The 25,803-nt window shown below is 70.1% G+C and carries 31 protein-coding genes; 15 read left to right on the top strand and 16 right to left on the bottom strand.

Features of this window, described 5'->3' with window-relative positions:
• Nucleotides 1-52: 52 nt before the first annotated feature.
• Nucleotides 53-1,645, top strand: coding sequence for a sensor histidine kinase (locus tag AC07NG_RS18125; protein ID WP_494595465.1), 1,593 nt, complete (start codon nt 53-55; stop codon nt 1,643-1,645).
• Here the strand turns inward: AC07NG_RS18125 and AC07NG_RS18120 are convergent.
• Nucleotides 1,642-2,238: a YqgE/AlgH family protein gene (locus tag AC07NG_RS18120; protein ID WP_110120152.1), complete on the bottom strand. Its 597-nt coding sequence runs from the start codon at nt 2,236-2,238 to the stop codon at nt 1,642-1,644. The two genes, AC07NG_RS18125 and AC07NG_RS18120, sit on opposite strands and share 4 nt — an antisense overlap.
• A 108-nt stretch (nt 2,239-2,346) precedes the next feature.
• Here AC07NG_RS18120 and AC07NG_RS18115 point away from each other — a divergent pair, with 108 nt between their 5' ends.
• Complete coding sequence (locus AC07NG_RS18115) at nt 2,347-2,829, top strand: peroxiredoxin (RefSeq protein ID WP_494595463.1); 483 nt, start codon at nt 2,347-2,349, stop codon at nt 2,827-2,829.
• A 46-nt stretch (nt 2,830-2,875) separates the two neighbouring features.
• Here the strand turns inward: AC07NG_RS18115 and AC07NG_RS18110 are convergent, their stop codons facing one another.
• Nucleotides 2,876-3,613, bottom strand: a complete 738-nt coding sequence (locus AC07NG_RS18110; protein ID WP_487290207.1) for a M48 family metallopeptidase — start codon at nt 3,611-3,613, stop codon at nt 2,876-2,878.
• A gap of 112 nt (nt 3,614-3,725) precedes the next feature.
• On the opposite strand from AC07NG_RS18110, the gene AC07NG_RS18105 reads away from it, so the two are divergent.
• Both AC07NG_RS18105 and AC07NG_RS18100 read left to right on the top strand, forming a co-directional pair.
• Nucleotides 3,726-4,670 carry a Tle-like phospholipase domain-containing protein gene (locus tag AC07NG_RS18105; RefSeq protein WP_494595461.1) on the top strand — a complete coding sequence of 315 codons (945 nt, stop codon included), beginning with the start codon at nt 3,726-3,728 and terminating at the stop codon, nt 4,668-4,670.
• An 18-nt stretch (nt 4,671-4,688) separates the two neighbouring features.
• Nucleotides 4,689-5,186 carry a hypothetical protein gene (locus AC07NG_RS18100; RefSeq protein ID WP_494595459.1) on the top strand — a complete coding sequence of 166 codons (498 nt, stop codon included), beginning with the start codon at nt 4,689-4,691 and terminating at the stop codon, nt 5,184-5,186.
• Here AC07NG_RS18100 and AC07NG_RS18095 read toward each other — a convergent pair.
• Both AC07NG_RS18095 and AC07NG_RS18090 read right to left on the bottom strand, forming a co-directional pair.
• Nucleotides 5,183-6,448, bottom strand: a complete 1,266-nt coding sequence (locus tag AC07NG_RS18095) for a polyhydroxyalkanoate depolymerase (RefSeq protein WP_487290204.1) — start codon at nt 6,446-6,448, stop codon at nt 5,183-5,185. The two genes, AC07NG_RS18100 and AC07NG_RS18095, sit on opposite strands and share 4 nt — an antisense overlap.
• Nucleotides 6,449-6,548: 100 nt before the next feature.
• On the bottom strand, nt 6,549-7,142 hold the full coding sequence (locus AC07NG_RS18090) for an SCO family protein (RefSeq protein ID WP_492856253.1): 594 nt from the start codon (nt 7,140-7,142) through the stop codon (nt 6,549-6,551).
• A gap of 57 nt (nt 7,143-7,199) precedes the next feature.
• Between AC07NG_RS18090 and AC07NG_RS18085 the strand changes: the two genes are divergently transcribed.
• Nucleotides 7,200-8,603, top strand: coding sequence for an ActS/PrrB/RegB family redox-sensitive histidine kinase (locus AC07NG_RS18085; RefSeq protein ID WP_492856254.1), 1,404 nt, complete (start codon nt 7,200-7,202; stop codon nt 8,601-8,603).
• Between the two features lie 88 nt (nt 8,604-8,691).
• Nucleotides 8,692-9,249, top strand: coding sequence for a stationary phase response regulator transcription factor SpdR (gene spdR / locus AC07NG_RS18080; protein ID WP_110120159.1), 558 nt, complete (start codon nt 8,692-8,694; stop codon nt 9,247-9,249).
• A 174-nt stretch (nt 9,250-9,423) separates the two neighbouring features.
• On the opposite strand, the gene AC07NG_RS18075 is transcribed toward spdR, so the two are convergent.
• The 3 genes from AC07NG_RS18075 to AC07NG_RS18065 all read right to left on the bottom strand — a co-directional run bounded on the left by AC07NG_RS18075 (nt 9,424) and on the right by AC07NG_RS18065 (nt 11,234).
• Nucleotides 9,424-10,209 carry an SDR family oxidoreductase gene (locus AC07NG_RS18075; RefSeq protein WP_494595456.1) on the bottom strand — a complete coding sequence of 262 codons (786 nt, stop codon included), beginning with the start codon at nt 10,207-10,209 and terminating at the stop codon, nt 9,424-9,426.
• A gap of 63 nt (nt 10,210-10,272) precedes the next feature.
• Nucleotides 10,273-10,560: a 4a-hydroxytetrahydrobiopterin dehydratase gene (locus AC07NG_RS18070; RefSeq protein ID WP_494595454.1), complete on the bottom strand. Its 288-nt coding sequence runs from the start codon at nt 10,558-10,560 to the stop codon at nt 10,273-10,275.
• A 29-nt stretch (nt 10,561-10,589) separates the two neighbouring features.
• On the bottom strand, nt 10,590-11,234 hold the full coding sequence (locus tag AC07NG_RS18065) for an HAD-IA family hydrolase (protein ID WP_494595453.1): 645 nt from the start codon (nt 11,232-11,234) through the stop codon (nt 10,590-10,592).
• 168 nt (nt 11,235-11,402) lie between these two features.
• Here AC07NG_RS18065 and AC07NG_RS18060 point away from each other — a divergent pair, with 168 nt between their 5' ends.
• Together AC07NG_RS18060 and AC07NG_RS18055 are read left to right on the top strand one after the other, a co-directional pair.
• Nucleotides 11,403-12,050, top strand: a complete 648-nt coding sequence (locus AC07NG_RS18060) for a hypothetical protein (protein ID WP_494595452.1) — start codon at nt 11,403-11,405, stop codon at nt 12,048-12,050.
• A 40-nt stretch (nt 12,051-12,090) separates the two neighbouring features.
• Nucleotides 12,091-12,573, top strand: a complete 483-nt coding sequence (locus AC07NG_RS18055; protein WP_494595450.1) for a hypothetical protein — start codon at nt 12,091-12,093, stop codon at nt 12,571-12,573.
• Nucleotides 12,574-12,577: 4 nt separating this feature from the next.
• Here AC07NG_RS18055 and rsmD read toward each other — a convergent pair whose 3' ends face one another.
• Nucleotides 12,578-13,141: a 16S rRNA (guanine(966)-N(2))-methyltransferase RsmD gene (rsmD, locus tag AC07NG_RS18050; protein WP_494595448.1), complete on the bottom strand. Its 564-nt coding sequence runs from the start codon at nt 13,139-13,141 to the stop codon at nt 12,578-12,580.
• On the bottom strand, nt 13,141-13,797 hold the full coding sequence (locus AC07NG_RS18045) for a TMEM175 family protein (RefSeq protein WP_492856260.1): 657 nt from the start codon (nt 13,795-13,797) through the stop codon (nt 13,141-13,143). The genes rsmD and AC07NG_RS18045 overlap by 1 nt, the downstream gene beginning before the upstream one ends.
• Before the next feature lie 169 nt (nt 13,798-13,966).
• Between AC07NG_RS18045 and AC07NG_RS18040 the strand changes: the two genes are divergently transcribed.
• Nucleotides 13,967-14,911 (top strand): CPBP family intramembrane glutamic endopeptidase, encoded by a 945-nt coding sequence (locus tag AC07NG_RS18040; protein ID WP_494595446.1) that lies wholly within the window; start codon nt 13,967-13,969, stop codon nt 14,909-14,911.
• Here AC07NG_RS18040 and AC07NG_RS18035 read toward each other — a convergent pair.
• Together AC07NG_RS18035 and AC07NG_RS18030 are read right to left on the bottom strand one after the other, a co-directional pair.
• Nucleotides 14,908-15,561, bottom strand: coding sequence for a lysophospholipid acyltransferase family protein (locus AC07NG_RS18035; RefSeq protein ID WP_494595444.1), 654 nt, complete (start codon nt 15,559-15,561; stop codon nt 14,908-14,910). The two genes, AC07NG_RS18040 and AC07NG_RS18035, sit on opposite strands and share 4 nt — an antisense overlap.
• 14 nt (nt 15,562-15,575) lie before the next feature.
• The gene (locus AC07NG_RS18030) at nt 15,576-16,559 is read right to left on the bottom strand and encodes a phosphatidate cytidylyltransferase (protein WP_494595443.1); all 984 of its coding nucleotides are present in this window, start codon (nt 16,557-16,559) and stop codon (nt 15,576-15,578) included.
• A 108-nt stretch (nt 16,560-16,667) separates the two neighbouring features.
• Between AC07NG_RS18030 and AC07NG_RS18025 the strand changes: the two genes are divergently transcribed.
• Entirely contained in the window at nt 16,668-17,339 is a 672-nt protein-coding gene (locus AC07NG_RS18025; protein WP_494595441.1) for a CDP-alcohol phosphatidyltransferase family protein, read from the top strand.
• Nucleotides 17,340-17,345: 6 nt separating this feature from the next.
• Here AC07NG_RS18025 and AC07NG_RS18020 read toward each other — a convergent pair whose 3' ends face one another.
• Nucleotides 17,346-18,659 (bottom strand): pseudouridine synthase, encoded by a 1,314-nt coding sequence (locus AC07NG_RS18020; RefSeq protein WP_494595439.1) that lies wholly within the window; start codon nt 18,657-18,659, stop codon nt 17,346-17,348.
• A 145-nt stretch (nt 18,660-18,804) separates the two neighbouring features.
• On the opposite strand from AC07NG_RS18020, the gene AC07NG_RS18015 reads away from it, so the two are divergent.
• The 3 genes from AC07NG_RS18015 to AC07NG_RS18005 are packed head-to-tail and all read left to right on the top strand — an operon-like array spanning nt 18,805 to nt 20,214.
• A complete protein-coding gene (locus AC07NG_RS18015; RefSeq protein WP_494595437.1) occupies nt 18,805-19,317 on the top strand; it encodes a DUF7662 domain-containing protein in 513 nt (170 codons plus the stop codon).
• Nucleotides 19,307-19,738 (top strand): type II toxin-antitoxin system VapC family toxin, encoded by a 432-nt coding sequence (locus AC07NG_RS18010; protein ID WP_494595435.1) that lies wholly within the window; start codon nt 19,307-19,309, stop codon nt 19,736-19,738. The genes AC07NG_RS18015 and AC07NG_RS18010 overlap by 11 nt, the downstream gene beginning before the upstream one ends.
• Complete coding sequence (locus tag AC07NG_RS18005; protein WP_494595434.1) at nt 19,735-20,214, top strand: nucleoside deaminase; 480 nt, start codon at nt 19,735-19,737, stop codon at nt 20,212-20,214. Before AC07NG_RS18010 ends, AC07NG_RS18005 begins: the two co-directional genes overlap by 4 nt.
• Here AC07NG_RS18005 and AC07NG_RS18000 read toward each other — a convergent pair.
• Entirely contained in the window at nt 20,211-20,615 is a 405-nt protein-coding gene (locus AC07NG_RS18000) for a hypothetical protein (RefSeq protein ID WP_492856269.1), read from the bottom strand. The two genes, AC07NG_RS18005 and AC07NG_RS18000, sit on opposite strands and share 4 nt — an antisense overlap.
• A 118-nt stretch (nt 20,616-20,733) precedes the next feature.
• Here AC07NG_RS18000 and pseB point away from each other — a divergent pair, with 118 nt between their 5' ends.
• Nucleotides 20,734-21,771: a UDP-N-acetylglucosamine 4,6-dehydratase (inverting) gene (gene pseB / locus AC07NG_RS17995; RefSeq protein WP_487290188.1), complete on the top strand. Its 1,038-nt coding sequence runs from the start codon at nt 20,734-20,736 to the stop codon at nt 21,769-21,771.
• Nucleotides 21,771-22,934: a UDP-4-amino-4,6-dideoxy-N-acetyl-beta-L-altrosamine transaminase gene (gene pseC, locus AC07NG_RS17990; RefSeq protein WP_494595432.1), complete on the top strand. Its 1,164-nt coding sequence runs from the start codon at nt 21,771-21,773 to the stop codon at nt 22,932-22,934. The genes pseB and pseC overlap by 1 nt, the downstream gene beginning before the upstream one ends.
• Nucleotides 22,935-23,134: 200 nt before the next feature.
• On the opposite strand, the gene AC07NG_RS17985 is transcribed toward pseC, so the two are convergent.
• From AC07NG_RS17985 to AC07NG_RS17975, 3 genes are all read right to left on the bottom strand, one after another.
• A complete protein-coding gene (locus AC07NG_RS17985) occupies nt 23,135-23,446 on the bottom strand; it encodes an EthD family reductase (RefSeq protein ID WP_492856271.1) in 312 nt (103 codons plus the stop codon).
• A gap of 66 nt (nt 23,447-23,512) precedes the next feature.
• A complete protein-coding gene (locus tag AC07NG_RS17980; protein ID WP_494595429.1) occupies nt 23,513-23,824 on the bottom strand; it encodes an EthD family reductase in 312 nt (103 codons plus the stop codon).
• Between the two features lie 71 nt (nt 23,825-23,895).
• The gene (locus AC07NG_RS17975) at nt 23,896-25,602 is read right to left on the bottom strand and encodes a hypothetical protein (RefSeq protein ID WP_492856273.1); all 1,707 of its coding nucleotides are present in this window, start codon (nt 25,600-25,602) and stop codon (nt 23,896-23,898) included.
• Nucleotides 25,603-25,803: the final 201 nt, after the last annotated feature.

Raw genomic sequence — 25,803 nt, 5'->3', positions numbered from 1 at the left:
CTTTAGGCCAAGAGGCGTGTTGCGCACTCCGACCTCTCCCGAAGCCCGTCGATTGCAGGCGATCCATTGGATCGTCGGCTCGGCCGTCGTGCTGGTGGCGGCCTCGATCCTCGGCGGTCTGGCCCTGATGCTGCTCGCCGCGCGGTCGCTCGATCATATTGAGACCCTGGACGAGCGGGCGCTGGTCGAACGCACCGTCCGCCGCACCCTCGACCGCATGACGCGGGAGGTAACCTCGGCCACCGTCTGGGACGAGGCCTACAGGTCCATGACCGGCGAGGTCGACGCCGCCTGGGCCGACGTCAATTACGGCGACTACTACCATCGCTACTTCAGTCACGACCTGAGTTTCGCCGTCCGCGAAGGCAGGGTGGTCTACGCCTCCATCGCTGGCAAACGCGTCTTGCCTGACCGTGTCGAGGCGCTGCGGATCGACGCCGACGACATCGTCGAGACGGTGACCGCCAGCGCCCTCTCGGCCCGCCGGGCGGGGCGCGCCGATCTGGAGGGCGTCTCGACCGCTTCCGGCCTCGTGCGGTCGGGCGACGCGCTTTATCTGGTGGTGGCCAGCGACGTGATCGCGGAGCATCCCGCGCTGATGGCCAGGCGGCCCGGCGCGCCGGTCGTCGTGGTCTCGGCCCGGCGGATCGGCTCCGGCTTCATCGCGGGCATGCGCGGCGACCTCGGCGTCGAGGGGCTGAGCCTGGTGACGGGCGACGAGGCGGTGGAGCCCTATGTGGCGCTGCATGATCGCCGGGGGCGGCGGATCGGCGCCCTGGCCTGGCCGGCCCGGGATCCGGGGATGTCGCTGCTGCTGCGCGCCGCGCCCTGGGTGGGCGTGGTCTTTCTGCTGCTGGTCGGGGCCAGCGTGGTGCTCTTCGCCTGGCTGTCGCGGGTGCTGGCCAATCTCGCCCGCAAGCGGCAGGCGCTGGTCGAGGCCAAGGAGCAGGCCGAGGCCGCCAACCTGGCCAAGAGCCAGTTCCTGGCCAATATGAGCCACGAGATCCGCACGCCCCTGAACGGCGTGCTGGGCATGACCCAGATCATGGCCGCCGGCGAGCTGCCGCCGGTCCAGCGCGAGCGCCTGGCGATCGCCGAGGAGTCGGCCCAGGCCCTGCTGGCGCTCTTGACCAACGTGCTCGAAATGACCCGCCTGGAAGCCGGCGCCGTCGGGCTGCGCGAGGCGGTCTTCGATATCGAGGCCCTGGTGGACGCCAGTTGCGCGGTCTTTTCTGGCGCGGCGGCGAGCCGCCGGATCGAGCTGTCCTGGAGCGTCGACGAAGGCTGCCGCGGCGCCTGGACCGGCGATCCGATGCGGTTGCGCCAGGTGCTGGGCAACTTGGTCGCCAACGCCGTGAAGTTCACCGAGGTCGGCGCCGTGCGGGTCGTGGTTTCCGAAGGGTCTTCGGGGCTGGCCTTCGCGGTCGCCGACACCGGCGTCGGCGTGGCGACCGAGCACCTGCCGCGCCTGTTCGAGACCTTCTCCCAGGTCGACGGCTCGTCCACCCGCTCGCATGGCGGGTCGGGCCTGGGTCTGTCGATCTGCCGCGAACTGGTCGAGCTGATGGGCGGGTCCATCGCGGTCGACAGCACGCCCGGCGTCGGATCGACCTTCCGCTTCGAGATCCCGTTGCGGCGGGCCTAGGCCCGACCGGCCTGGGCCGACAGGTGGTCGGCGGTGACGCCGATCTTGGCCAGGGCTCTCGTCCACTTGCTGTCGTGGTCGTCGTCGAACAGCAGGCCTTCGTCGGCGTCGCAGATGAGCCAGACGTTGTCGCGCAGCTCCTGCTCCAGCTGGCCGGCGCCCCAGCCCGAATAGCCCAGGGCCAGGATCGCCCGGCGCGGACGGTGGATGCGGCTGCCCAGGGCGTCGAGCGCGTCGCGGGTGACGGTCAGGGCCAGGCCGTCGGCGATCGGCGAGGTCGATTCCGGCGAGGCGTAGTCGTCGGTGTGCAGCACGAAGCCGCGCTCGCGCTCCACCGGTCCGCCCAGCATGACGAGGTCGCTGGGCGCGCGCACTTCCGGGTCGATGCCCAGCTTGCCCAGCAGTTCGAAGACCGTCAGGCCCTCGACCGGGCGGTTCACCGCCAGGCCCATGGCCTGTTCGTCGTCGTGCGAGCAGAGATAGACCACGGCGCGTTCGAAGCGCGGGTCCTCGATGCCGGGCATGGCCACCAGGACCCGTCCGGTCAGGAATTGGCCCTCGCCGTCGAGGGGATCGGTCTCGGGAGCGTCCATCTGTTGAGGATCGGCACACAACGCGTCGGTTTCAAGTCAAACCACGTTATTGGCGAACCGATCCGGACGCTTTATCTCCGGAACGCCCTTTCAGCACAGGATGACACCATGGCGATCAAGGTTGGCGACACGCTTCCGGCGGCCACTTTCATGACCAGCTCGGCCGAAGGCCCCAAGCCGGTCACCTCCGACGACCTCTTCAAGGGCAAGACCGTCGCCCTGTTCGCCGTCCCCGGCGCGTTCACCCCGACCTGTTCGGCCAAGCACCTGCCGGGCTTCAAGGAGAAGGCCGCCGAGCTCAAAGCCAAGGGCGTGGATGCGATCGCCTGCGTCTCGGTCAACGACGTCTTCGTGATGAAGGCCTGGGGCGCCGACCAGGGCATCTCCGACGAAGTTCTGCTGCTGGCCGACGGCAACGGCGACTTCACCAAGGCGCTGGGCCTGGACTTCGACGGCTCGAAGTTCGGCATGGGCGTGCGCTCGCAGCGCTACTCGCTGGTCGCCAAGGACGGCGTCGTCGAGACGCTGAACGTCGAGGAAGCCGGTGAATTCAAGGTCTCGTCGGCCGACTACCTGCTGGGCCAGCTGTAAGCTTGCCCGCTCTTGTCATCCCGGCGGCTCGCCGGGATGACAAGGCCTAGGCCGAGATCGCGTGCAACTGCGCCGCGTGGGCCCGCAGCCAGGCGCGGTGCGGCGCCGGATCGCCGATCAGGGTCTCGCACAACGCCCAGAAGCGCGGGCCGTGATTGGCCTCGATCAGGTGGGCGCATTCGTGGGCGACGACGTAGTCGGCCACCGCCGCCGGGGCCAGGACAAGCCGCCAGCTGTAGCGGATCGCCGCCGGCGCGCCCGGACGGGCCGGCCGGCACGAGCCCCAGCGGGCCTTGGGGTCGGCCACCGCCACCGACGGCATGGGCCGTCCCAGACGCCCGGCGTGATGGGCTGTCCGCTCGGTCAGCTTCTCCAGCGCCTCGCGCTTGACCAGCCGCAGGATCTTCAGCCCCCAGTTGGCGTCGTCGGGGGCGATCAAGGCATCGTCCGTGATCCGCGCCCGGCCGGGCGCGACCTCGAGCCGGTAGGGCTTGCCCCAGATCTTCAGCACGCCGCCGGGCTCGATCACCTGGCGGCCTGGCAGGGCGGCCAGCTGCAGGCTCATCCAGCCGGCCTTCTCGTGGGCGAAGGCCACGGCCTCGGTCAGGCGGCGCGGGGTGGGGGCGATGGCGACGATCTCGGACTTGGCCCGATCGACCCGCAGCGACACCCTCCGGGCGCGGCCGTCCACCTTCAGCCGCAGGGCGCAGCCTTCCACCTCCAGCCGGTCGCCGTCGGCGAAGCGTTTCGGGGCGGCTTTCGGCTGCGGGCGGAAAAGGTTCATCGCCCTCTAGATCGCGCTCGTCGCCGCCGGACGCAAGAGGCGCCGTTGACCGCGGGGTGGTGGAAATCTACCTTGGCGATAACGGCGTTATTTCTCTAGTCGGAGGTGTGGCGTGACGGTGTTGCTCAAGGTTCCCGCCCGGGCGGATCGCAGCGCCGCCCTGGCGGCCGCCATCCGGGACCACGTGAAGTCCGGCGCGCCCTTCGGCTCGGGCCATGCGGTGCTGGCGGCGCTGAGCGCCTGGGTCTACCGCGCCTTCCACAAGCCCTCGACCGAGGCCACCGCGCCGTCCTGGCTGGGTAAGCTGGGTCTCGTCGCGCCGATCGGGCCGGCCAACGACAAGCCCAGCGGCTACGACGCCTTCTGCTTCTACGCGCCGGGTCCGGCCGAACTGGTGATCGTCAACCGCGGCACCGACAGCGAGCTGGACTGGCTGCTGAACTTCAAGTCGGCCGTGCTGCAGGACACCCGCACCGTCAACGCGGCCTTGGCCTACGCCCTGGCGGCCCATGCGGCCCTGGTCGCCCAAGGCCTGCCGGTGGCGCGGGCGACCTTCACCGGCCATTCGCTGGGCGGGGCCATGGCCGAGGCCCAGGCGGCGCTGTTTCGCCAGGCCGCGAACCTGCCGGCGAGCTTTCCCGTCACCGCCACCGGTTTTGCTTCAGCGCCCTTCGCCGACGCCATCCGGGCCGTGGCGATCGCGCGCGGCGCGGCGGTCGACGCCCAGGCCATCGCCGCCAGCCGCCACTACATCCGGTCCAACGACCCGATCCGTCTGACCGATGTCGCCGGCACGCGCCTGGCGGTGGTGATCGGCGACGACCTGGATCTCTACGCCGTGGTCAAGCAGAGCAACGGGCCGCCCAAGACGTCGTTCGACACCTTCTCGCTGATCGGCATGCCGATCGCCCACGACTCGTTCCTCTATCACCACTTCTGGGACCGCAACGGGCCGTTCCACATCGTCCGGCACATGAAGGGCGCCTTCCACCTGTGGGACGGCGAGACCCCCGAGCGCACCGCCCTGGGCCGCGCCCTGCCGCCGGCCTTCGCCTGATCCCGACCGGAGTTCCGCGTGTTCGATCTCGTCTGCCAGGATCCGCCCTTCTGCATCGCTCGCGACTACGCGCCTGTCTCCGAGGTCGTCGGTTCGGTGCGCGTCGTGAGGGACGGCCGCCCGGCCGTGGCCGATCCCGAGGCGGCGGCGCGGCTTGGCGTGAAGGTGCAGGTCGTCGCCGGTGACAACTTCATCGACCTGCCGGCCGAGAGCCTGCGCCAGACCTGCGTCGAGAACGCCTGCGTCGTCTACCGCGTCGCCTGCGCGGACCTGACATGCTCATGGCAGGCGGCGCCGCTGCGGGCGCAGGGGCCGCTGTTTCTGCGCGAGATCCGTTTGGTCGCCGTCACGCCGGAGGCTCTGGAGGCGGCCAAGGCCAACGTCTTCGTGGCCGTCGACGGGCGCCGCCGCGTCGCCCTGGCCGCGCTGGGCGAGAGCGGTTCCGCGCCGTCGGGAATCTATACCGCGCCCCGCTGGCCGGGTGATCGCCGCCTCAGAGGCGCGGCCGGGGACTAGGCTTTCTTGCCGCCGAAGTTCGGATCGCTGCGCAGGATGAAGTCGCGGACCTTGGGATAGATCTCCTCACGGAACCGGCGGCCGTTGAACACCCCGTAGTGGCCCACGCCGGGCTGGACGTAGTCTTCCTTCAGCTCGGCCGGGATGTTCGTGCACAGGTCATGGGCGGCCTGGGTCTGGCCGATGCCGGAGATGTCGTCCTTCTCGCCCTCGACGGTCATCAGGCCGATGTCGGTGATCGCCGCGGTGTTCACGTGGCGGCCGCGATGCATCAGCTCGCCCTTCGGCAGCAGGTGCCGCTGGAAGACGATGTCGATGGTCTGGAGATAGAACTCTTCGGTCAGGTCGAGCACCGACAGGTACTCGTCGTAGAATTCCAGGTGCTTGTCGGCGCTGTCGCCGTCGCCGTCGACCAGGCTGTGGAAGTAGCGCTGGTGGGCTTCCTGGTGCTTGTCGGCGTTCATGCTCATGAAGCTGGCCAGCTGCACGAAGCCCGGATAGACGCGCCGCCCCATGCCCGGATAGGGCGCGGGCACGGTGTAGATCATGTTCGACTGGAACCAGGTGAAGGGCTTTTCCTCCGCCAGGTTGTTGGTCACGGTCGGCGACAGGCGCGCGTCGATCGGCGAGCCCATGAAGGTCATGCTGGCCGGACGCGAGGGATCGTTGTCCTCGGCCATCAGGGCGGCGGCGGCCAGCACCGGCGGTCCGGGCTGGCAGACGGCCAGCACGTTGGGGCGCGGCCCCAGCACCCGCAGCATGTCGCGGATGTGGTCGATATAGTCGTGGAAGTCGAAGCGGCCCTGCAGGACCGAAACTTCGCGGGCGTTCTGCCAGTCGACGATGAACACCGCGTGGTCGGGCAGGAAGGCCTCGACCGTGCCGCGCAGCAGCGTGGCGTAGTGACCCGAAAGCGGGGCGACGATCAGCACGGCGGGGTCCAGCTCGAAGCGGCCGGCGCGGCGCATGTCGGACATGTCGCGGTCGAACTGGATCAGCCGGGCCCACGGGCTCTGCCAGACGACGGTGGGGCGCACGCGCACGTCGACGTCGTTGATCTTGACGCTGTCGATCCGCCAGTCGGGCTTGCCGTAGCGGCGGGTGACGTTGGAGAACAGGTCGGCGCCGGCATAGAGCCGCCGGCCCAGCTCGGTGCTGGCGGCCGGGTTCAGGGGCGAGCCCCAGAAGTCCCGGGCCGCGCGGGCGGCCAAGCGTAGCGGGGTCGAGGCGTAGAAGCTCGCTTCGTGCAGGGCGTACAGCATGCCGTCTCCAGCGATTGTGCAATGCAGCATAACACGCTGGCGGTTAAGAAGGTACAGCCCTGAAGTGACCTAGCGGCATTGCGCCGCAAAAATGGGCGTTCTACCGCCCGTCCATCGCCGCCTTCAGCTGACGGGCGATCTCTTCGGGCGGCAGGCTGTAGGCGATGACCCGGTCGAAGCGGCCCTTGGGGTCGATGACGTAGATCGCCGTGGAGTGGTCGACGCTGTAGTCGGGGCCGTCGCCGACCTTCTTGTAGTAGCCGCGATAGGTCTTCACCGCCGCGTCCACCTGGGCCGGCGAGCCGGTCAGGCCGACGATGTTCTTGGGCAGGTAGCCGGCCGTCAGGTAGGTCTTCATCACCGCCGGCGTGTCGCGCTGCGGATCGACCGAGACCATGACGATCTGCAGGTCCTTGGCCCTGGGACCCAGCTGGTCGCTGGCGGTCGCCAGGGCCTGTAGCGTGCCGGGGCAGACGTCGGGGCAGTAGGTGAAGCCGAAGAACAGGGCGCTCCACTTGCCCTTGAGCACCGTTTCGTCGACCGGCTTGCCGTCATAGTCGACCAGTTGGAACGGTCCGCCCACCGCCGAGGGCGGCGGCGGGGGCGAAAAGACCCCGCTGCGGAAGATCAGCGCGCCGGCCAGGATCACCCCCACCACGCACACGGCCAGGACGGTCAGGCGGTTGCGGTTCATGGGGTACGCGTCCTTTGGGGCTCGCCAGATCGAAATTTCTGGCCTTAATGTGGCGACATGGCCGACGCTTCGTTCAAGGACGCGCCGAAGAAACTATCCCACGACGGGCTCGATAGGCCCGACGGCGGAGCGGCGCAAGACAGCGACGACTGGTCGTGGGCGGGCCCCGGGCTCCGCCGCGGCCGCCTCCGGGTGCGAACCCTGCTGGCCCAGCGCTGGCTGACCGTGGCGGGTCAATCGGTGACGGTGCTGTTCTGCGGCCTCGTCCTCGACGTCCAGGTGCCCTACGCCCTCTGCTTCTCGCTGATCGCGCTCTCGGCGTGGTTGAACGTGCTGATCGGCCTGGCCTCGACCGGTCAGCGCATGGCCCGCGACGTCGAGGCCACCGCTCAGATCGCCTTCGACATCCTGCAACTGGCCGGCATGCTCTATCTGACCGGCGGGGTGTTCAATCCGTTCTCCCTGCTGCTGATCGCGCCCGTCACCCTGGCGGCGGCCACCCTGCCGGCGCGCTACGCCCTGGGCCTGGGCGTGCTGGCGGTCATCGTCAGCATCGTGCTGGCCTTCCTCTACATGCCGCTGCCGTCGGCCGCCGGCGTGCCGGCCACGCCCCGGCCCGAAGGCATGGTGGTCATCGCCATCGTCGCGGCCCGGGTGCTGGGGATCGTCGTCACCGGCCTCTACGCCTGGCAGGCGGCCACGGAATCGGCCCGCATGGAACTGGCCCTCAACGTCACCGAGACCGTGCTGGCCCGCGAGCAGCGGCTGTCGGCCCTGGGCGCCCTGGCGGCCGCGGCGGCGCACGAACTGGGCACGCCGCTCGCCACCATCTCGGTCGTCGCTCGCGAGATGGCGCGCGGCGCCCCCGACGAGCAGACCCGCGAGGACGCCGAACTGCTGATCGGCCAGGCGGCCCGCTGCCGCGAGATCCTGCAGCGCCTGACCGAGATGCCCGAGGCCCAGGACGCCGTGCACGAGCGTATGAGCCTGACCCAGCTGGTGCACGAGATCATCGAGCCGCACATGATCCACGGCGTGCGGGTCGAAGCGGTGGTCAACGGTCCCTCCGGTGAATCCGCGCCCGACGTCTGGCGGCGGGCCGAGGTGATCCACGCCCTGACCTCGATCGTCGAGAACGCCGTCGACTTCGCCCGTTCGGAGGTGATCGTCGTGGCCCGCTTCGACGCCCGCTCGATCCTGATCGAGGTTCGCGACGACGGTCCGGGTTTTTCTCCGGAAGTACTGGCCAAACTAGGCGAACCTTACGTAACGTCACGTCCTGGGGCGGAAGGCTCCCGGACCGGCCACATCGGCATGGGCCTGGGCTTCTTCATCGCCAAGACCCTGTTGGAACGAACAGGGGCGGCGGTGGATTTCAGAAATGGACGACGAGGCGGCGCGGTGGTGGCCGCGCGATGGCCGCGCCCGGCGATGGAGGCTCCTGGCTTCATCGGCGTTTGAAGACGAAAGACTTGCGAAGTTTTGCAAGTCGTACACATGATGGTGCACGACACCCGGTTGAGTATTGGCGCGGGGAGGCGCTGAGTTCATGGCGGATATCGGTGAACTGGTCGCGGCGCTGCCGGACAAGTCCCTGCTTCTGCTCGACGACGATGCGCCGCTGAGAACGCGGCTCGGTCGAGCTTTGGAACAACGCGGCTTCGAGGTGACGCTTTGCGCCTCGGTGGCCGAGGCGATGAGCACGCTGAAGAGCAACGCCCCGGCCCATGCGGTGCTGGACATGCGGCTCGAGGACGGCTCGGGCCTCAAGGTGGTCGAGGCCGTGCGCGACGCCCGCGCCGACGCCAAGGTCATCATGCTGACCGGCTACGGCAACATCGCCACCGCGGTGGCGGCGGTGAAGGCCGGGGTGGTCGACTATCTCTCCAAGCCGGCCGACGCCGACGACGTGGCCCGCGCCCTGCTCGCCGCCAAGGACGCCGCGCCGGCCCCGCCGGAAAACCCGATGAGCGCCGACCGCGTGCGCTGGGAGCACATCCAGCGGGTCTACGAGATGTGCGGCCACAACGTCTCCGAGACGGCCCGCCGCCTCAACATGCACCGCCGCACCCTGCAACGGATCCTCGCGAAGCGAGCGCCGCGCTAACCCCCTCTCCCCTTGCGGGAGAGGGTGGCCTCCCGAAGGGAGGTCGGGTGAGGGGTCTCTCAAAAGCAAGACGCCGCGACAGCTGACCAGCCGCCGCGGCGTTTTTCGTGGGTGCGACCCCTCATCCGTCGGCTTCGCCGACACCTTCTCCCGCAAGGGGAGAAGGATCGCGCGTCACATCGCCGATATGCCGCCATCCAGCTTCAGCTCGGCCCCGGTCATGAACTTGCTCTCGTCGCTGGCCAGGTAGAGCACGGCGTTGGCGATGTCGTCGGGCTCGCCGATATGGCCCAGCGGGATCTGCCGGCCGAGCTTGGCGTGGGCCTCTTCCTTGCCGATGCGCTGGCTCAGAGGGTCGAGGATCGGCGTGTCGATGAAGGTCGGGTGGATCGAGTTCGAGCGAATGTCGAGCCCCTGCTTGGCGCAGTAGAGGGCGATGTTCTTGCTCAGCAGCCAGACCCCGGCCTTGGAGGCGTTGTAGGCCGGCGAGTTGTGGTTGGCGATCAGGCCGGCGATCGAGCTGATGTTGACGATCGAGCCCGGCTGGTGGGCGCGCATGTGGGTCAGGGCGTGCTTGGCCCCCAGGAAGACGCTGTCGACATTGATCGACATGATCTTCTTCCAGAGGTCGAACTCCATCTGCTCCAGCGGCTTGTCGCCGGCCACCCCGGCGTTGTTGACCAGCACCGAGATCCCGCCCAGGTCGTTCGCCGCCGCCTCCAGGGCCGCGATCCACTGGTCTTCCTGGGTGACGTCGAGGGCGTAGGCGAAGGCCGTCCCGGCGCCGTGCGCCGCGTTGATCTCGGCCGCCACGGCCCTGACGCCGTCGACATTGATGTCGGCCAGGGCGACCTTGGCGCCCTCCGAGGCCAGCTTGCGCGCCGCGGCCGCGCCCAGCCCCTGGGCCGCGCCGGTGATGAAGGCCTTCTTGCCGGCGACCCGGCCCGTGGTCTGCGCCATTCGGCGTCCTCCCTGAAATTCAAACGATAGTTTGAACTGGATGCGGGAGGAGGGGAAGGGGCCTTAGCCCGCGATCGCGTCCATGAACCTGGCCAACTGCACGTCGCGTTCGCTCACGCCGTCGCAGTCGTGGGTGGTCAGGGTCACCTCGACGCGGTTGTAGACGTTGAACCACTCGGGGTGATGGTCGCGCTTGTCGGCCTCGATGGCCACGCGGGTCATGAAGCCGAAGGCGGCGTTGAAGTCGTCGAACCTGTAGGTCTTCTCGATGGCGTCCTTGCCGCTGGCGGCGGTCCAGCCTTCGAGCTGGGCGAGGGCGGCGGCGGCGCCGATCTTGGCGGGGGCGGTCATGCGGGCGGCTCCGAAAACGTCAGCCTTCTTCAGAACGCCAATCCGGTCGCCGCCGCAAGCTCGGCAAGGGCCTGCTCTTCGCTGCTCACCTTGATGGCGATCATGCCCAGGGCGGCCGCCGGCTTGCAGTTGACCCCCAGGTCGTCGAGATAGACGCAGGCCTCGGGCGCGACATCCAGCAGCTCGCACATCATCCGGTAGATGCGCGGATCGGGCTTGCGCACCCCGGCCTTGGAGCTTTCGATCAGGGCGTCGAACAGCGACAGGATCTCGCTCACCGCCGCGGCCTTCTCCGGCGAGGCGGCCATGCCCGTCCCATGGCCGGCGCCGGGCACGTTGTTGGTGATGCAGCCGACCTTGAAGCGGGCCTTGCAGGCTTTCAGCGCCGCCACCATCCCCGGCCGCACCTCGCCCGACAGCAGAGGCAGCACGTCGGCCCCCGGCACGGCGTGGCCCAGCCGCGTGGACTCCTCCAGGAACAGGGCGTCGAAGGCGGCCGCGTCGATCTCGGCCCGCTCGAACCGCGCCCAGGCGTTGGTGTCGGGATCGACGGCGTTGACCCCGCGCAGGAAGTCGGTCGGCAGGTCGTTGCGCGCCTCGTAGCGGCGGAAGGCTTCGAAGGGCGAGGTGGTGAACACCCCGCCGAAATCCCAGATCACCGCCTCGATCGCCATGACGCCCGCCTCGAACGATTGTTTGAAAGTGGATCCTAGGCGAGGACGGGCGATGGGAAAAGCCGCCTTCGATCCCCCTGTGATCAAAGGCCAAGCTCGCGCCGAGCGCGAAAGAGCGGGCGCGCCTCGCCCGGGTCTGATTTATTAACGGGCCTGGAGTGTTCCCCCATGCGCCATGCTTTCCGCTTCGCCCCGCTGCTGATCGTCGCCGGCCTCGCCTTGGCCGCCCCGGCCCTGGCCCATGACCGCGGCCTGGCCGGCGGTCCGCCCGACCGCGCCAGTCTGCCGGTCGATCCGGAGATCCTGCCGCCCGACACCCGGCCGGGCGAATGCGTCGCCCGCCGCGTCACCGGTCCCGGCGGGGCCTATCGCTGGGAGCGGGTGGAGTGCGACGACGGCGAGCGCGGCTGGAGCGACTTCGACCGCTGGAGCTATGGCCGCCCGCCGCTGCGGGTGGAGGACCACGCCGCCCTGCCGCCGCCTCCGCCATCGCCGGAATACGCGCCCGACCGCTACAGCCGCCGTCACGACGACGCCGGTTATGACGCCGGTTATCAAGAGGGCGAGTATCGAGAAGGCGGCTATCGCGGCGACGTCGCCCGCCAGGAAACCTATCGCGGCGGCTCGGCCTATTCGCGCACCGAGGAGTCCTACGAGTCCAGCCGCGAGCGCTACGACAGCGCCGCCAGCGGCTACGCAGAGGCCGGACCGGCTTCCGGCTACGGCTATGCGGCGGCCTACGGCTCTTACGGCGAATACCAGTCGGCCGGCCGCGACGAGTACGGCTACCTGGTCTGGCCGGGCAAGCGGCCCTGACCGTTCGACAGCGGCGCGCTCACGCGACATGAATGGCGTCATGAAGCGTGACCTCAATCGCATGCGAGCGGCGCTCGCGGGAATCGGGCTGGCCCTGTCCGCCTGCGCGAGCCTTCCACCCTCGCCGCCGGGGATCGAGCGCATCACCTACAGACCTTCTCCGCCGCCGTTCTGCGGCGGGCGGTGTGAGCAAACGACCTTCACCGTCGGCGAGGACGGCGTGTTGCGCGGCGAGACCGAGTATCAGGTCCGCTTCGGCGACTGGCGCCGACGGCGCTTTACGCGCCACGTCACGCCCGAGCAGTTCGCGGCCTTCCGTCAGGCGCTGGAAGCCTACAGGCCGGCCGCCGACCGATCGGTCGGGGAAGAAAACTGCAAGGACCATGTCTTCGACTCGGCCGGCGTGATCATCGCGTGGTCGCGCGGCGACGAGCGTCGGACCCTCGTCGTGGATCTCGGCTGCCAGGACGATGGCGAAATGAACGCGGCGCTCGACCAGGCGCCGCGTGCTCTGGGCCTTTGAGGCGCTACAGCAGCTGCAGGAACAGCACCCGCGCCGCGCCGTAGTCGCGGGCGTCCAGGGTCTCGAACCCTTCCAGCGCCGGATCCGGCTCGCCGACGCCGCGCTCGAACACCACGATGGCGCCCGGGGCCAGCCAGCCGCCGGCGACCAGTTCGGTCAGGGCCTTTTCGCCCAGGCCCTTGGCGTAGGGCGGGTCGAGGAAGGCGATGTCGAAGGCCGGACCGGCGCTGGCCGGGCGGAGACCCAGGTCGGTGGCGTCGCGGCGGTGCACGCGAGTCTGGCCGAACAGGCCGAAGGCGTCGATGTTCTGGCGGATGGTGCCGCGCGCGGCCTCGTTGGTCTCGACGAACAGGCAGTTCACGGCCCCGCGCGAGAGGGCTTCCAGACCGAGGGCCCCCGAGCCGGCGAAGACGTCGATCACCCGCGCGCCGTGCAGTTCCGGCGCCCAGGCGGCGTGCTCGAGGATGTTGAACACGGCCTGGCGGGCGCGGTCCGAGGTCGGACGGGTGGCGTCGCCCGGCGGGGTGGCGATGGCCTTGCCGCGGAACTGGCCGGAGACGATGCGCATCAGGCCGAGGCCTCTTCGGGTTGGTCGATCTCGACGGTCTGCTCGGCCTGCCGGCGCATGTAGCGGCCGCCGGCGATGAAGGCGGCCAGCGCTAGGGCCAGCAGGACCAGGCCCCAGGCGTGGTTGAGGGCGAAGAAGATCAGGCCGCACATCAGACCGGGCGCGATCGCCACCCGCGCCAGCGTGAACAGGGCCTCGCCCCGATGCACTGGGCCGGTCAGTTCGCCGACGAAGGCCGCGTAGCCCCAGAGGGCCGCCAGGGCGAAGCCGATCGCCGTCACCAGGCCCAGATAGACGATGGCGGCCGCGCCGCCGTGCTCCCACAGCAGTTCGGTGACCAGGGGCAGCAGGCCGATCAGGCCCAGGACGACCAGATTGAGCACGTCGAGCACGCCGTTTGCCGTCCGCAGCCGGGCGAAGATCCGCCGGTGGCTGATCCAGTAGACGCCGATCACCGCGAAGCTGACCGCATAGGCCCACAGCTTGTGGCCCATCTGGCCGAACAGGTCGGCGATGCCGCTCCAGTGCTCGGGCGGGTGGATCTCGATGGCCAGCAGGGTGATGGCGATCGCGAAGACCGCGTCCGAAAACAGCACCAGCCGATGCAGGTGGGGGGCGCTGCCTTCGTGTCCGCCCGCGTTCGCCGTCTTGCTCATGAAACCCCCCGTGGGCGATCGCCCCACAAACACTGGGGCCAAATACCGGGGGATGTGTGCCTTCATCGCCGCGCGGCGGCAAGTCGCGGGGGCGGATCGATCGAAAACCCTTTTCCTTCGCCTCGCGCCGCTCTAGCGAGGAGCAGGGGTTGTACGAGGGGACGGCGGCGTGTTCGAGGACGTGGGAGGATCGGCCTTCCTGGGCGACCTGACGCCGGCCGACCGCCGCATCAGCCGCGTGCTGCTGACCCTGCCCGTGGGCGTGATCGCAGCGGCCCTGGCGGCGACCATCGGGGCGGTCTTCGTCATGGCCCTGTTCGCGGGCTTGGCCCCGGGCGGCTTCGATACGGCCATGGCCCTGATGGAGTCGCTGCGCGATCCGAGCACGGCCGCCGGAACCCTGCAGAGCCTGCTGTTCGTCCTGTGCCTGCTGGCCGCCACCAACGGCGGCATGGCCACGGCCTTCGCCGCCGTCGCCGCCATGCTGCACGAGCGCCGCCTGACGTCTTACCTGACCAGCGCGCCGAGCTTCCGCTGGCGACTGACCCTGCTGGGGCTGGCCTTGTTCGCCGTGACGCTGGGACCGTTGCTGGCGGGCCTGGCCCAGCTCGACCCGCATCCGCCGGCCGCGCCGATCCTGACCCTGACGCCGGATCTCGACAGCCGCTTCGTGCATGCGGCGGGCGCGATCGGCCTGCTGCTGGTCGCCGCGGCGGCCGAGGAGCTGGTGTTCCGTGGCTGGCTGCTGAAGCTTTCGGGCGCCTTCACCCACCGCGCCTGGCTGGTGCTGGCGATCAACGGCCTGCTGTTCTCGGCCATCCACTTCGATCCCAATCCCGACGCCTTCCTGGTGCGCATGGTGCTGGGCGTCGGCCTGGCCTGGGCGACGCTGCGGTTGGGCGGGATCGAGTTCTCGATCGGCGCCCACGCCGCCAACAACATCGTCATCCTGCTGTTCCTGCAGCCGATGACCCTGGCCCCGGAAGCGCCCCACCCCTTCCGCTGGGAGGTGGTTCCGATCGCCGCCGGCATGCTGGCGCTCTATGTCGGCCTGGCCGAACTGGTGGCCCGCACGCCCCGGCTGTCGCGCTGGGCCGGGGTCGTCACGGCCTAGGGGTCTTCCGACCAGCGCAGCGGCGGGGCCTGGGCCTTCAGGGCCAGCATGGCCGCGCGCAGGGCGTCCATGAAGGCGCCGCGTCGGCCGGTCCAGACCACCGGTTCGCCCACCAGCACCGCGCAGTTCAGCGGCACCGGCACGCTGGCGCCCTTGGGCAGCACCCGGCCGGCGCCCTGGATCCACACCGGGATCACCGGCGCCTGCGGGAAGGCCTCGGCCAGGCGGGCGACGCCGCTCTTCAGCTGGCCCATCTCGTCGCTTTCGCCGTCGCCGCGCGTGCCTTCGGGAAAGATCAGCACGATCTCGCCGGCCGCCAGGGCGGCGCGGGCCGGGGCCAGCACGTCCTCGCCGTCGGCCGCCTTGCCGCGCGCCACCGGCACGATGCCGATCACATGGCGCGAGAACCAGCCGATCACCGGATCGCGCAGGAAATAGTCGGCCGCCGCCGCCGGCCGCAGCTTCGACACCGCCCGCGACGGGAACACAGCCAGCATCAGCAGGGTGTCGACATGGCTTGCGTGGTTGGCGGCGATGATCGCCGGACCCTTCAGCGGCAGGCGCTCGCGACCGGTGACGTCCGCGCCTGTCATCAGCACCGCCAGCGGCCGGGCGACGAGCACGAGCAGGAGGAAGCGTAGGAAGCGCACCTCGCCAGCCTAGCTCAGAACTTCTGCAGGCCGAACAGGGCCAGCAGGTGGAAGTAGAGCGGGGCGGTGAAGGTCAGGCTGTCGGCGCGGTCCAGCACCCCGCCGTGGCCGGGAATGGCGTGCGAGGTGTCCTTCACCCCGATGTCGCGCTTGATGGCGCTCATGGTCACGTCGCCGGCGAAGCCCGCCGCCGGCAGCACGAAGGCGACGATGGCCAGGCCCAGGCCCGACAGCGGCGTGAACACCGGGCCGAGAAACCAGATCAGGGCGGCGGTGGTGATCCACCCCCCGACGAACCCCTCCCAGGTCTTGTTGGGGCTGACCTTGGGCAGGATCTTGTGACGGCCGACCAGCTTGCCCCAGCAGTACTGGGCGACGTCGTTGAACTCGGTGGCCAGCAGCAGGAAGAAGACGAGGCCCGCCGCCCCGGCCGGCAACGGCTCGCTGTCGGGCACCCGCATCAGGAAGGCCACGACCCCCAGATTGTAGACGCAGGTGACCAGGCCCCAGTGGAAGGTGGCGGCGCTGGCCAGATAGCCGCGCGTCTGTCCGATCAGGGCCATCAGGGCGGGCAGGCCCAGGAACACCCAGACCGGGATGAACACGATGTAGAACATGTAGCGGTCGGCGACGATGAAGCCGTAGGCGGCGATCAGGCAGCCATAGGCCGCCAGGATCGCTGGCCGGTCCTCGCGCCGCCGGACCGCGAGAGACAGGAACTCGCGCAGGGCCAGGAACGAGATGAAGGCGAACACGGCGGTGGTCGCCTGCCAACCCAGCAGCAGCGCCCCGGCCAGCAGGGCGACCATCCCCCACCACGAGGCGATGCGCAGCCGCAGCTCCTCGAACGACTTGCCGGGCTTGAGCAGCGGCAGGACGGCGGCGATGGCGCTGGCGACGCCCAGCAGGATCACCACGCCGCCCAGGCCCGCCAGCAGGGCGGGCGGCTTGGCGGCCAGGAAGGCCTGCGCCCGTCCTATCCAATCGGCGAAATCCATCGACGCTCCCGCTGGCTCGACCTTCGGTATAGCCTAGTTGCGCAGAGGCGTGGAACTTCCCGCCGCCGTCGCCCTTCCGGGAACGACGCCCCGCCGGAAAGCCGCCCGATGACCGATGCGCCCGACCTCGACAACCGCCGCCCGCTGAGGAGCCGCCAGACCGCCTGGGCCCAGGGCCTGGCCAAGGCCGTGGCCGGCAAGGGGATCAAGGCCGACGCGATCTCTGGCCTGGGCCTGGCCTTCGCGGGCCTGGGCGGGGCCCTGCTGGCGGCCAGCGGCGGGGTGGACGGCTGGCCGCGCGGCGCGGCCCTGGTCGTGGCGGCGGCCTGCATCCAGCTGCGGCTGGTCTGCAACCTGCTCGACGGCCTGGTGGCGGTGGAGCACGGGCGCGGGAGCCCGTTCGGCCCGATCTGGAACGAACTGCCCGACCGCATCGCCGACGTGCTGCTGCTGGCCGGGGCCGGCTACGGGGCGATGACGGCCGGCTTCTCGGGCGGCCCGGCCTTGGGCTGGCTCGCCGCCGTGCTGGCGGTGCTGACGGCCTATGTGCGCGAGCTCGGCCGGGGCCTCGGCTTTCCCGCCGACTTCTCCGGACCTCTGGCCAAGCCCCAGCGCATGGCGGCGCTGACGGCGGCCTGCGCCGTCGCCGCCTTCGAGCCGCTGTGGCGCGGGCGCGGCGAGGTGCTGGCCCTGGGCCTGGCGGTGATCGCCGTCGGAACCCTGGTCACCGTCGCGCGGCGGACAGGGAACCTCGCCACGCGGCTGGCGGAGAAGGGGTAGGAAGGTCTACCGCTTCGGACCGCGCGGCGCGGGCTTGCCGCCGGTGGTCGGACGCGGGCCCTTGAAGCCGGCGGGTTTGGCGGTCGGGCGAGCCGCCGTCACGTTCCCGCGCACGGCGCCCTGGGGGGCGGCCTTGCTCGCACCGGCCTTGCTGGCCGGTCCTCTGTTCAGAGGCCCCTTGCCCACCGGACCCTTGCCCGCCGCATCCTTGGCCGCGCCCGGGCGCGGGCCAGGCGGCTTGCCGCGCGGCGGGGCCTTGTCGACGAACTTGGTCTCCAGCGACTTGGGCTTGTGGCTCTTGGCCTTGTGGCCGTCGGTGCGGATCTTGGCCTTGGCCCAGCCGGCCTTATAGACCTTCTTGGGCTCCTCGACCTTGGGCGTGGCGATCTGCGGGGCGCGGCCGGAGGGGGCGCGGCGCTGCACCTCGCCGCCGCGCGGACGCTCGCCGTCCTTGGCGACGCCCGGGGCGTAGAGCGGATCGGCGACGCCGACGAATTGCGGCCGGTCGCCCGTGGGCATGTTCTCTTCGGAGATCACGCCTTCGAGCAGTTCGCGGATCACCCGCGGACCGACCTCCTCGACCTGGCCGGTCAGCAGCGTGCCCAGGGCGAACGGGCCGTAGGACAGGCGGATCAGGCGGTTGACCTTCAGGCCCACCGACTCCAGCACCTTGCGGACCTCGCGGTTCTTGCCTTCGCTCAGCGTGATCGTGATCCACACGTTGCGGCCGCCGCCGGCCTTGTCCTGGGCCTTGTCGAGCTTGGCCTCGATCGGGCCGTAGCGGACGCCCTCGATGGTCTTGCCGTCCTTCAGCTTGTCCAGCGTTTCCTGGGTGGCGTGGCCGAAGGCGCGGGCGCGATAGCGGCGGGTCCAGGCGTTCTGCGGCATCTCCAGGGCGCGCGACAACTCGCCGTCGTTGGTCAGCAGCAGCAGGCCCTCGGAGTTCAGGTCGAGGCGGCCGACCGAGATCAGCCGCGGCAGGCCGTGGGGCAGGGCGCCGAACACGGTGGGACGGCCGCCCGGATCGTTGTGGGTGGTCACCAGGCCGGTGGGCTTGTGATAGCGGAACAGGCGGGTCTGCTGGCGATCCTCGACCAGCTTGCCGTCGACGACCAGCAGGTCGCCGGGGAACACCCGCACGGCCGGGGTGGTCAGGACCTGGCCGTTCAGCACCACCTTGCCGGCCTCGATCAGCCGCTCGACCTCGCGCCGCGAGGCCACGCCCGCGCGGGCCAGGGCCTTGGCGACGCGCTCGCCGCCCTCGGCGTCGGTGTCGTGCTCGACGGCGTCGTGCAGGGCGGGCTGGTACTTGTCGGTCATGACCGGTGTTCCTTCGATGGGAGGGGCGCATCTCACGATGGGCGTTGAAGAAATCTCATGGCGCCGAACGCCGGAGGGATCAAGGCGCGGACTTTTCGGATCCAAGGTGATATAACAGTATATAACTTATGGATGAGAGGCGGCGATGAAGTACGAACCGCTCAAGCGCCATCTCGAAGGCGCCTATGACCGTGACGAGCTGCGCCTGGCTTTCGACGAGATAGAGGCCGTGCTGGGCTTTCCCCTGCCGCGCTCGGCGCGCGAGCATCAGGCTTGGTGGTCCAACACCCGCATCGGCCACACCCACGCCGCCGCCTGGCTGGACGCCGGCTGGAAGACCTCGGCGCTGGACCTGGCCGGTCGCCGGGTGACCTTCGTTCGCGAGGCCGTGCGGGGCGTCGCCGAGGGCGGGGCGCCGTTTCGCCATCGCGGCGAAGACCTCGCCGTGCCGCTCGACCTGCTGAACCCGGCCGCCGTGCAGATGATCGACCGTCATGCCGCCTCGGTCGGTGTCCCGCGCGAGACCGCCGTCGCCCTGCTGCTCAACGACCTGGCCGTCGAGCGCCGCCGGGCCCTGCTGGCCGACCTGGCCCAGCCCCTGCCGGCCGGCGCGACCGACAGCGCCGCTCTGGTGCGCGAGGACCGCGATGGCCGCTGAGGTCGTGCTCGACGCCTCGGTGGCGGCCAAGCTGTTCTTTATCGAAGCCGGCTCCGACGCCGCCCGCGCCCTTGTCCTGTCGGACGCCCGGCTGATCGCGCCCGACCTGCTGTGGATCGAGATGGCCAGCATCGCCGCCCGGCGGGTGCGGACCGACGGGCTGGACGAGGCGCGGGCCGGGCGCGCGGTCTCGGCCCTTGATCAGATCGTCGCCGAGTTTCACCCGATGGGCGGCCTGGCCGATCGCGCCTTCGCCCTGGCGTCGCGGCATGGCATGAGCGCCTATGGCGCGGCCTATGTCGCCCTCGCCGAGCAGCGCGGGGCGGTGGTGGTCACCGCCGACGCCCGCCTCGTCGCCAAGGCGCGGGGCGCGGGCCTCGACGCGTATGTTCGCCTGCTCGAAGACGGAGGCCGCCCATGACCGACGAAGACGCCATGGCCCTGGCCCTGGAGGAGGCCCGCGCGGCCGCCGAGCGGGGCGAGACGCCGGTGGGGGCGGTGATCCTCGATCCGAGGACGGGCGAGGTGATCGCCAAGGCCGGCAATGGTCCCATCGCCGCCCATGATCCCACGGCCCACGCCGAGATCGCGGCCATGCGGGCGGCGGCGGGCAAGCTTTCGAACTACCGGCTGACGGACCTGACCCTGGTGGTGACCCTGGAGCCCTGCGCCATGTGCGCCGGGGCGATCAGCCACGCCCGCATCGGCCGTGTGGTCTGGGGCGCCGACGATCCCAAGGGCGGGGCGGTGGTGCACGGCCCGAAATTCTTCGCCCAGCCCACCTGCCACTGGCGGCCGGAGGTCACGGGGGGAGTCATGGCGCAGGAGAGCGCCGACCTGCTGCGCGGGTTCTTCCGGGCGCGGCGGAAGGCGAAGCCCGCTCCGCCGGAAGCCTAGTTCACCATCGCCGAACCGAGCAGCACCTTCGCGCCCTTCTTGCCCAGCACCCGGTCGGCGGCCTTCTGCATCTCGGCGCCGATATAGTCGAGGTCGGGCGGCGTGCCGCGGCGCAGGCCCGCGGTGTAGGTCATCAGCACCTGGGCGAAGGCCGCGCGCAGGCGCGGGGTCGAGGCCACGGCGTATTCCATGACCTTGGGATCCTTGGCCTCGATGCCGGTCTCCAGCGTCATCACGCCCTTGCGGCCGTCGCGGCGGATGGCCGTGGCGGTGATGGTCGGCAGGGCGAAATAGGTCGGCGGCGCCTCCTTCTTGGCCTCGTGGCCGCTGGCGAAAGCGGGCGAGGCGCAAAGACCGGCGAGCGTCAGGACGGCGGCGAGGAGGGCAAGGATGCGGCGCATGGACTTCCCATAACCCGTCGTGGTTGACGTCCTCTTTACGTCTGGTGCGTCACAAACGGCGTTAACCTGGATTGCCCGTGCGTCGTTTTCGCGCGCGGCGGGCGCGAGGAGGCTGATCTTGGGACGCTTTTCACCGCAAACCCTCGACCTCGACGGCAAGGTGATCCTGGTCACCGGCGGTACGGGATCGTTCGGTCGCCGGTTCATCGAGACCGTGCTCAGGCTGTCGGACCCGCGGAAGGTCATCATCTATTCCCGCGACGAGCTGAAGCAGAGCGACATGCAGCTGGAGCTGCGCGAGCAGTTCGACGAGGCCGCCTTCGCCAAGCTGCGCTTCTTTCTCGGCGACGTCCGCGACCGCGAGCGCCTGACCCTGGCCCTGCGCGGCGTCGACATCGTCATCCACGCCGCGGCCCTGAAGCAGGTGCCGGCCGCCGAGTACAATCCGTCCGAATGCATCCACACCAACGTGCTGGGCGCCGAGAACGTGGTCTGGGCCAGCCTCAACAACGGCGTGAAGCAGGTGATCGCCCTGTCGACCGACAAGGCCTGCAACCCGACCAACCTCTATGGCGCCACCAAGCTGGCCTCGGACAAGACCTTCGTGGCGGCCAACAACCTGTCGGGCGACATCGGCACGCGCTTCGCGGTGGTCCGCTACGGCAACGTGGTGGGTTCGCGTGGCAGCGTCGTGCCGCTCTATCGCCGGCTGCTGGCCCAGGGCGCGACCGAGCTGCCGATCACCGATCCGCGTATGACCCGCTTCTGGATCACCCTGACCGAGGGCGTCGATTTCGTGCTGTCGTCGCTGAACCTGATGCGCGGCGGCGAGATCTTCGTGCCCAAGATCCCGTCGATGGCCATGCCGGACTTGGTGAAGGCCATGTCGCCGACGGCGGGGATCAAGGTCATCGGCATCCGTCCCGGCGAGAAGCTGCACGAGATCATGATCAGCGCCGACGACTCGCGCTCGACCGTCGAGTTCGACGACCGCTTCGCCATCGAGCCCAACTTCGCCGAGTTCGGCCGCGTCCCCTATTCGGCGGCCGATGGCGCCAAGCCGGTCGCGGAGGACTTCTCCTACAGCAGCGACAACAACCACGACTGGCTGAGCGCCGACGGCCTGCTGGCCATGCTGGAGGAAAAGGCGGGCTGATGGCCCAGCCGTTCCTCCCCTATGGTCGCCAGACCATCGAGGACGACGACGTCGCCGCCGTCGCCGCCGCCCTGCGGGCCGACTTCCTGACCACGGGGCCGACGGTCGAGGCCTTCGAGACGGCGTTCAAGCAGAAGGTCGGGGCGCAGCACGCCATCGCCACGGCCAACGGCACCGCCACCCTGCACCTGGCCATGCTGGCCCTCGGTGTCGGCGAGGGCGACGTCTGCATCGCCCCGTCGGTGACCTTCCTGGCGACGGCCAACTGCGCCCGCTATGTCGGGGCCGAGGTGGTGTTCGCCGACGTCGATCCGGTCAGCGGCCTGATGACCCCCGACACCCTGGCCGACGCCCTCTCCCGCGTGGGTGAGCGCCGCGTGCGGGCCGTGCTGCCGGTGCATCTGCGCGGCGACGTCTGCGACCTGCCGGCGCTGAAGGCCATGGCCAGCGCGGCCGGCGCGGTGCTGGTCGAGGACGCGCCGCACGCCCTGGGCTCGACCGCGACCTTCGGCAACGAAGAACACCCTGTCGGTGACGGCGCCTATTCGGCCTTCGCCAGCTTCTCGTTCCATCCGGTCAAGACGCTCGCCACCGGCGAGGGCGGCATGCTGACCACCAATGACGCGGCCCTGGCGGCGCGGGCCCGCTCCCTGCGCGGTCACGGCATGGTGCGCCCGGCCGGCGCCGAGCCCTGGGTCTACGAGATGCCGGAGCTGGGCTTCAACTATCGCATCCCCGACGTGCTGTGCGCCCTGGGCATCTCGCAGCTGGCCAAGCTGGACCGCTTCGTCGAGCGTCGGCGGACCCTGACGGCCCGCTACGGCGAGCTGCTGGCCCCGCTGTCGCCGCTGGTGACCCTGGCGGCCAGTCCGACCGGGTCGAACCCGGCCCTGCACCTGCTGACCGTGCTGATCGACTTCGAAGCCGCCATGACCACCCGCGCCGCGGTGGTGGACTCCCTGAAGGCGCAAGGGATCGGCAGCCAGGTGCACTACATCCCCGTGCACCGCCAGCCCTACTATGTGAACCGGTATGGCCTGGCCGATCTGCCCGGCGCCGACGCCTGGTATGACCGCTGCCTGACCCTGCCGCTCTATCCGACCATGGACGACAGCGACGTCGACCGCGTGGTCGAGGCGCTGGCGAAGGCGCTGGGGCTGTAGAAACCTCTCCCATAGGGAGAGGGAGGGGCCCAGGCGAAGCCTGGGAGGGTGAGGGGTTAGGGACGGCGGCCGTTCGCGCGCCGTCGTTCTCGCGAGGATTTTCGGGATTATTCGGTGAGGGCGTACCCCCTCACCCTCCCACGCCTGCGGCGCGGGTCCCTCCCTCTCCCCATGGGAGAGGTTCCTAGAGGTTGGCGCTTCTACCCCGCCGCGTAGATCTCGATGACCGGCGCGATGTCTGTGAAATTGGCGACGTCGGCGTGCAGGCCGGGCGCCGCCGGGCTGTCCAGGCAGGCGCGCATGGCGGCCTCGTCGCGGAAGGTCAGGTGCGCCATCGCCACGAACGGCGCCGGACCGCCGTCCAGGGCCGACACCCCGCGATAGACCCGGGCGTCCAGCAGGCCGGTCTCCGCCAAGGCCTCGCGCACCATGCGGATGTGGGTGCGGGCGTAATAGTCATGGTCGAAGCGAGCGCCGTCGCGGGCCGGGTAGACGATGCTGATGAAGGCCATGGCGAGTTCCGGGCTGGGCGAGCGGGGGCGGGTCGCCCACGCCCGCCGGTGAAGCTTTGAACCGCTTTACCCTTCGACGCTGATCTGGGCCACCGGCGTGATGTCGGTGAAGTTGGCGACGTCGGCCTGGACCGCCGGGGCCTCGGGGCCGCCGAGTGAGGCCTGCAGCGCGGCGGCGTCGCGGAAGGTCAGGTGCACCATGGCCACGAAAGGCGGCGGCGAACCGTCCGGCCCGGGCACGCCGCGATAGATCGTCGAGCTCACCAGGCCGGTCTTCCTGAAGGCCTTTTCCGCCAGCGGGATATGCACCGTCTTGTAGTAGTCATGATCGAACTTCGCGCCGTCGCGGGCGGGGTAGAAGACACTGAAGACGGCCATGGATGGGCTCCGGGTTTGGGAGCCCGAGACTTGGGGTCTCGCCGGAGCGTGGGCAAGCTTGGAGAAGCGCCTCAGGCCGCCTGTTGCTGCTGCACCAGGCCCTTGAGCAGGTCCAGCGTCTCCGGACTGGCCGCCAGGGCCTCGCGCGCTTCGGGGGCGCGGGCCAGTTTCAGGGCTTCGATGCGGGCGCGGTCGGCGACCGGGCCGGTGGGGCCGGCCTCGCCGGTGGCCAGGCGGGCCAGCAGGGCCAGGCGCTGGGGCAGGGGCGCGGGCGCGCGGACCAGCAGGGCCAGCAGGCGGGCGTCGGCCTCGACCATGCCGCCCACCTCGCCCAGCTTGGCGCACAGCGGCTGGTAGTCCTCGGGCACCAGGCCCGAACGGATCAGCGACTTCTGCAGCGCCGCCAGGGCGGCCAGCTTCACCGACGGGGTGTCGGGACCCTGGCGCATCTCCTTCTCGAAGCGCATCGCCTGGATGTTGGCCGACAGCCAGCGGGCGGCGTGGCGCTTGTTGACCGCGCCCATGACGTTCTCGGCCAGGCGGATCAGCATGACGATCTCTTCGCGCGCCGAGCGGTCGCGGCCCAGCAGGCTCTCGATGAAGTCGCCGTTGAGCAGGGTCTTGGAGCGGGTGGTGAACGCCGCGGTGATGTCCTCGGCCGGCAGGATGCGGCCGGCGGCGGCCGTCAGGCTCATCGCCAGGGCCCGCAGATGCTCGATCTCGCTCTCGGCGTCGGTCGGCTTCAGGCGGCGCACGCCGTTCAGCTCCTTGAGCACCCGGCGGGCGATCGAGGCGCGGACGGTGGGAAAGGTGTCGCCGGTCAGCCACTGGCCCAGCCGCTTGGCCGTGCCGGACAGCTCGGGCATGCAGGCCCGGACGCTGGCCTCGATCCGGATCAGCGCCTCGACCTGCGCCCCGCCGGCGAGGCGGGTCATGGCGGCCAGGGTGGCGCCCAGGTCGTCGGCGGTGTTGAGCAGGTCGGCCATGCCGGCCTTGGAGCCGATGATCTCGGCCAGGGGGGTCTCGATGGCGGCCAGGGCGGCGGCGCGGGCCTTGGGCTCGGCCGGCGCGGCGTCGGCCAGGTCGAGCAGGCGGGCGATCTTCTCGCTCCAGTCCTTGGCCGGGGCGATCGAGGCGGCGACGCCGGCCCCCAGCAGGAAGGCGCGGTCCGGGTCGGCGGCCAGGCGCTCGGCGGCTTTCGCGAAGCCTTCCTTGTCGAGGTCCGGCAGCTGGCCCTTCTTGAAGGCCTTCATCAGGTTGGCGACCGAGCGCTCGACCAACCCCTGGAAATTGCGGATCAGTTCGTGGACCGACATGCCCCGGGCCTCGGCCTCGGGAATGGCGATCTTCTGCAGGGCGTGCTGCAGGTCGGTGCCGGAGGCTTCCAGCTTTTCGACCAGGTCGGGCCGGTGCAGCAGTTCGAAAGGCGTGGCCTTGTGGCGGTGCAGCCAGCTTTCCAGCAGGCGGCCGATGCGGTCGCGGGCGTGGGCCGTGTAGAGGTCGGCCGGCTGCACGCACAGCGGCTCCATCTCTTCCACGGGCTTCTTCGGCTTGCCGCCGTCGACCATGCCCTTGGTGAAGATCGAGATGGAGCGATATTCGCGGGTTTCGGGGTCCAGGGTCTCTTTCGAGACCCGCACGGCGACGGCGCGCCCCGAGTTCAGAACCTCCTCGGCCTGGGCCAGGGCGTGGCTGCGGATCTCGGTGGCCATGTCCAGAGTCCATTGCGCGCCGACCTTGCGGCGCACGAATAGCTCGTAATGGACCTGGTCGCTCATGGGCTGATGGGGCTCCTGAGACTCGACTATGGCGTACGAGACCTTAAGGCGAGGTTGAGGGACCAAGACCGGTGTTTTGCGCTTTCTTCGTACTGGGCTTCGTATCGGGCTTGGTATCGGCGCGGCGGATCGACGCCTCATGTGTGTCCAAGCCCGCCACGCCCCGGCCGCAATAGGGTTCGAAAAGGCCGGATGGAAAGC

It is taken from the genome of Caulobacter sp. GW821-FHT10C03, from assembly GCF_059415485.1.
This window is presented reverse-complemented; position numbering and strand designations above follow the sequence as displayed.

Bases quoted from the DNA above. Each gene is read 5' to 3' on its own strand.
- AC07NG_RS18085 (WP_492856254.1), top strand. From the start codon at position 7,200: ATGGCCGACGCTTCGTTCAAGGACGCGCCGAAGAAACTATCCCACGAC.
- AC07NG_RS18115 (WP_494595463.1), top strand. From the start codon at position 2,347: ATGGCGATCAAGGTTGGCGACACGCTTCCGGCGGCCACTTTCATGACC.
- AC07NG_RS18030 (WP_494595443.1), bottom strand. From the start codon at position 16,559: ATGGATTTCGCCGATTGGATAGGACGGGCGCAGGCCTTCCTGGCCGCC.
- AC07NG_RS18090 (WP_492856253.1), bottom strand. From the start codon at position 7,142: ATGAACCGCAACCGCCTGACCGTCCTGGCCGTGTGCGTGGTGGGGGTG.
- AC07NG_RS17975 (WP_492856273.1), bottom strand. From the start codon at position 25,602: ATGAGCGACCAGGTCCATTACGAGCTATTCGTGCGCCGCAAGGTCGGC.
- AC07NG_RS18055 (WP_494595450.1), top strand. From the start codon at position 12,091: ATGAAGCGTGACCTCAATCGCATGCGAGCGGCGCTCGCGGGAATCGGG.
- AC07NG_RS18010 (WP_494595435.1), top strand. From the start codon at position 19,307: ATGGCCGCTGAGGTCGTGCTCGACGCCTCGGTGGCGGCCAAGCTGTTC.
- AC07NG_RS18110 (WP_487290207.1), bottom strand. From the start codon at position 3,613: ATGAACCTTTTCCGCCCGCAGCCGAAAGCCGCCCCGAAACGCTTCGCC.
- AC07NG_RS18005 (WP_494595434.1), top strand. From the start codon at position 19,735: ATGACCGACGAAGACGCCATGGCCCTGGCCCTGGAGGAGGCCCGCGCG.
- AC07NG_RS18025 (WP_494595441.1), top strand. From the start codon at position 16,668: ATGACCGATGCGCCCGACCTCGACAACCGCCGCCCGCTGAGGAGCCGC.
- AC07NG_RS18120 (WP_110120152.1), bottom strand. From the start codon at position 2,238: ATGGACGCTCCCGAGACCGATCCCCTCGACGGCGAGGGCCAATTCCTG.
- AC07NG_RS17980 (WP_494595429.1), bottom strand. From the start codon at position 23,824: ATGGCCGTCTTCAGTGTCTTCTACCCCGCCCGCGACGGCGCGAAGTTC.
- AC07NG_RS18015 (WP_494595437.1), top strand. From the start codon at position 18,805: ATGAAGTACGAACCGCTCAAGCGCCATCTCGAAGGCGCCTATGACCGT.
- rsmD (WP_494595448.1), bottom strand. From the start codon at position 13,141: ATGCGCATCGTCTCCGGCCAGTTCCGCGGCAAGGCCATCGCCACCCCG.
- AC07NG_RS18060 (WP_494595452.1), top strand. From the start codon at position 11,403: ATGCGCCATGCTTTCCGCTTCGCCCCGCTGCTGATCGTCGCCGGCCTC.
- AC07NG_RS17985 (WP_492856271.1), bottom strand. From the start codon at position 23,446: ATGGCCTTCATCAGCATCGTCTACCCGGCCCGCGACGGCGCTCGCTTC.
- AC07NG_RS18070 (WP_494595454.1), bottom strand. From the start codon at position 10,560: ATGACCGCCCCCGCCAAGATCGGCGCCGCCGCCGCCCTCGCCCAGCTC.
- AC07NG_RS18000 (WP_492856269.1), bottom strand. From the start codon at position 20,615: ATGCGCCGCATCCTTGCCCTCCTCGCCGCCGTCCTGACGCTCGCCGGT.
- AC07NG_RS18045 (WP_492856260.1), bottom strand. From the start codon at position 13,797: ATGAGCAAGACGGCGAACGCGGGCGGACACGAAGGCAGCGCCCCCCAC.
- AC07NG_RS18095 (WP_487290204.1), bottom strand. From the start codon at position 6,448: ATGCTGTACGCCCTGCACGAAGCGAGCTTCTACGCCTCGACCCCGCTA.
- AC07NG_RS18020 (WP_494595439.1), bottom strand. From the start codon at position 18,659: ATGACCGACAAGTACCAGCCCGCCCTGCACGACGCCGTCGAGCACGAC.
- spdR (WP_110120159.1), top strand. From the start codon at position 8,692: ATGGCGGATATCGGTGAACTGGTCGCGGCGCTGCCGGACAAGTCCCTG.
- AC07NG_RS18075 (WP_494595456.1), bottom strand. From the start codon at position 10,209: ATGGCGCAGACCACGGGCCGGGTCGCCGGCAAGAAGGCCTTCATCACC.
- AC07NG_RS18065 (WP_494595453.1), bottom strand. From the start codon at position 11,234: ATGGCGATCGAGGCGGTGATCTGGGATTTCGGCGGGGTGTTCACCACC.
- pseC (WP_494595432.1), top strand. From the start codon at position 21,771: ATGGCCCAGCCGTTCCTCCCCTATGGTCGCCAGACCATCGAGGACGAC.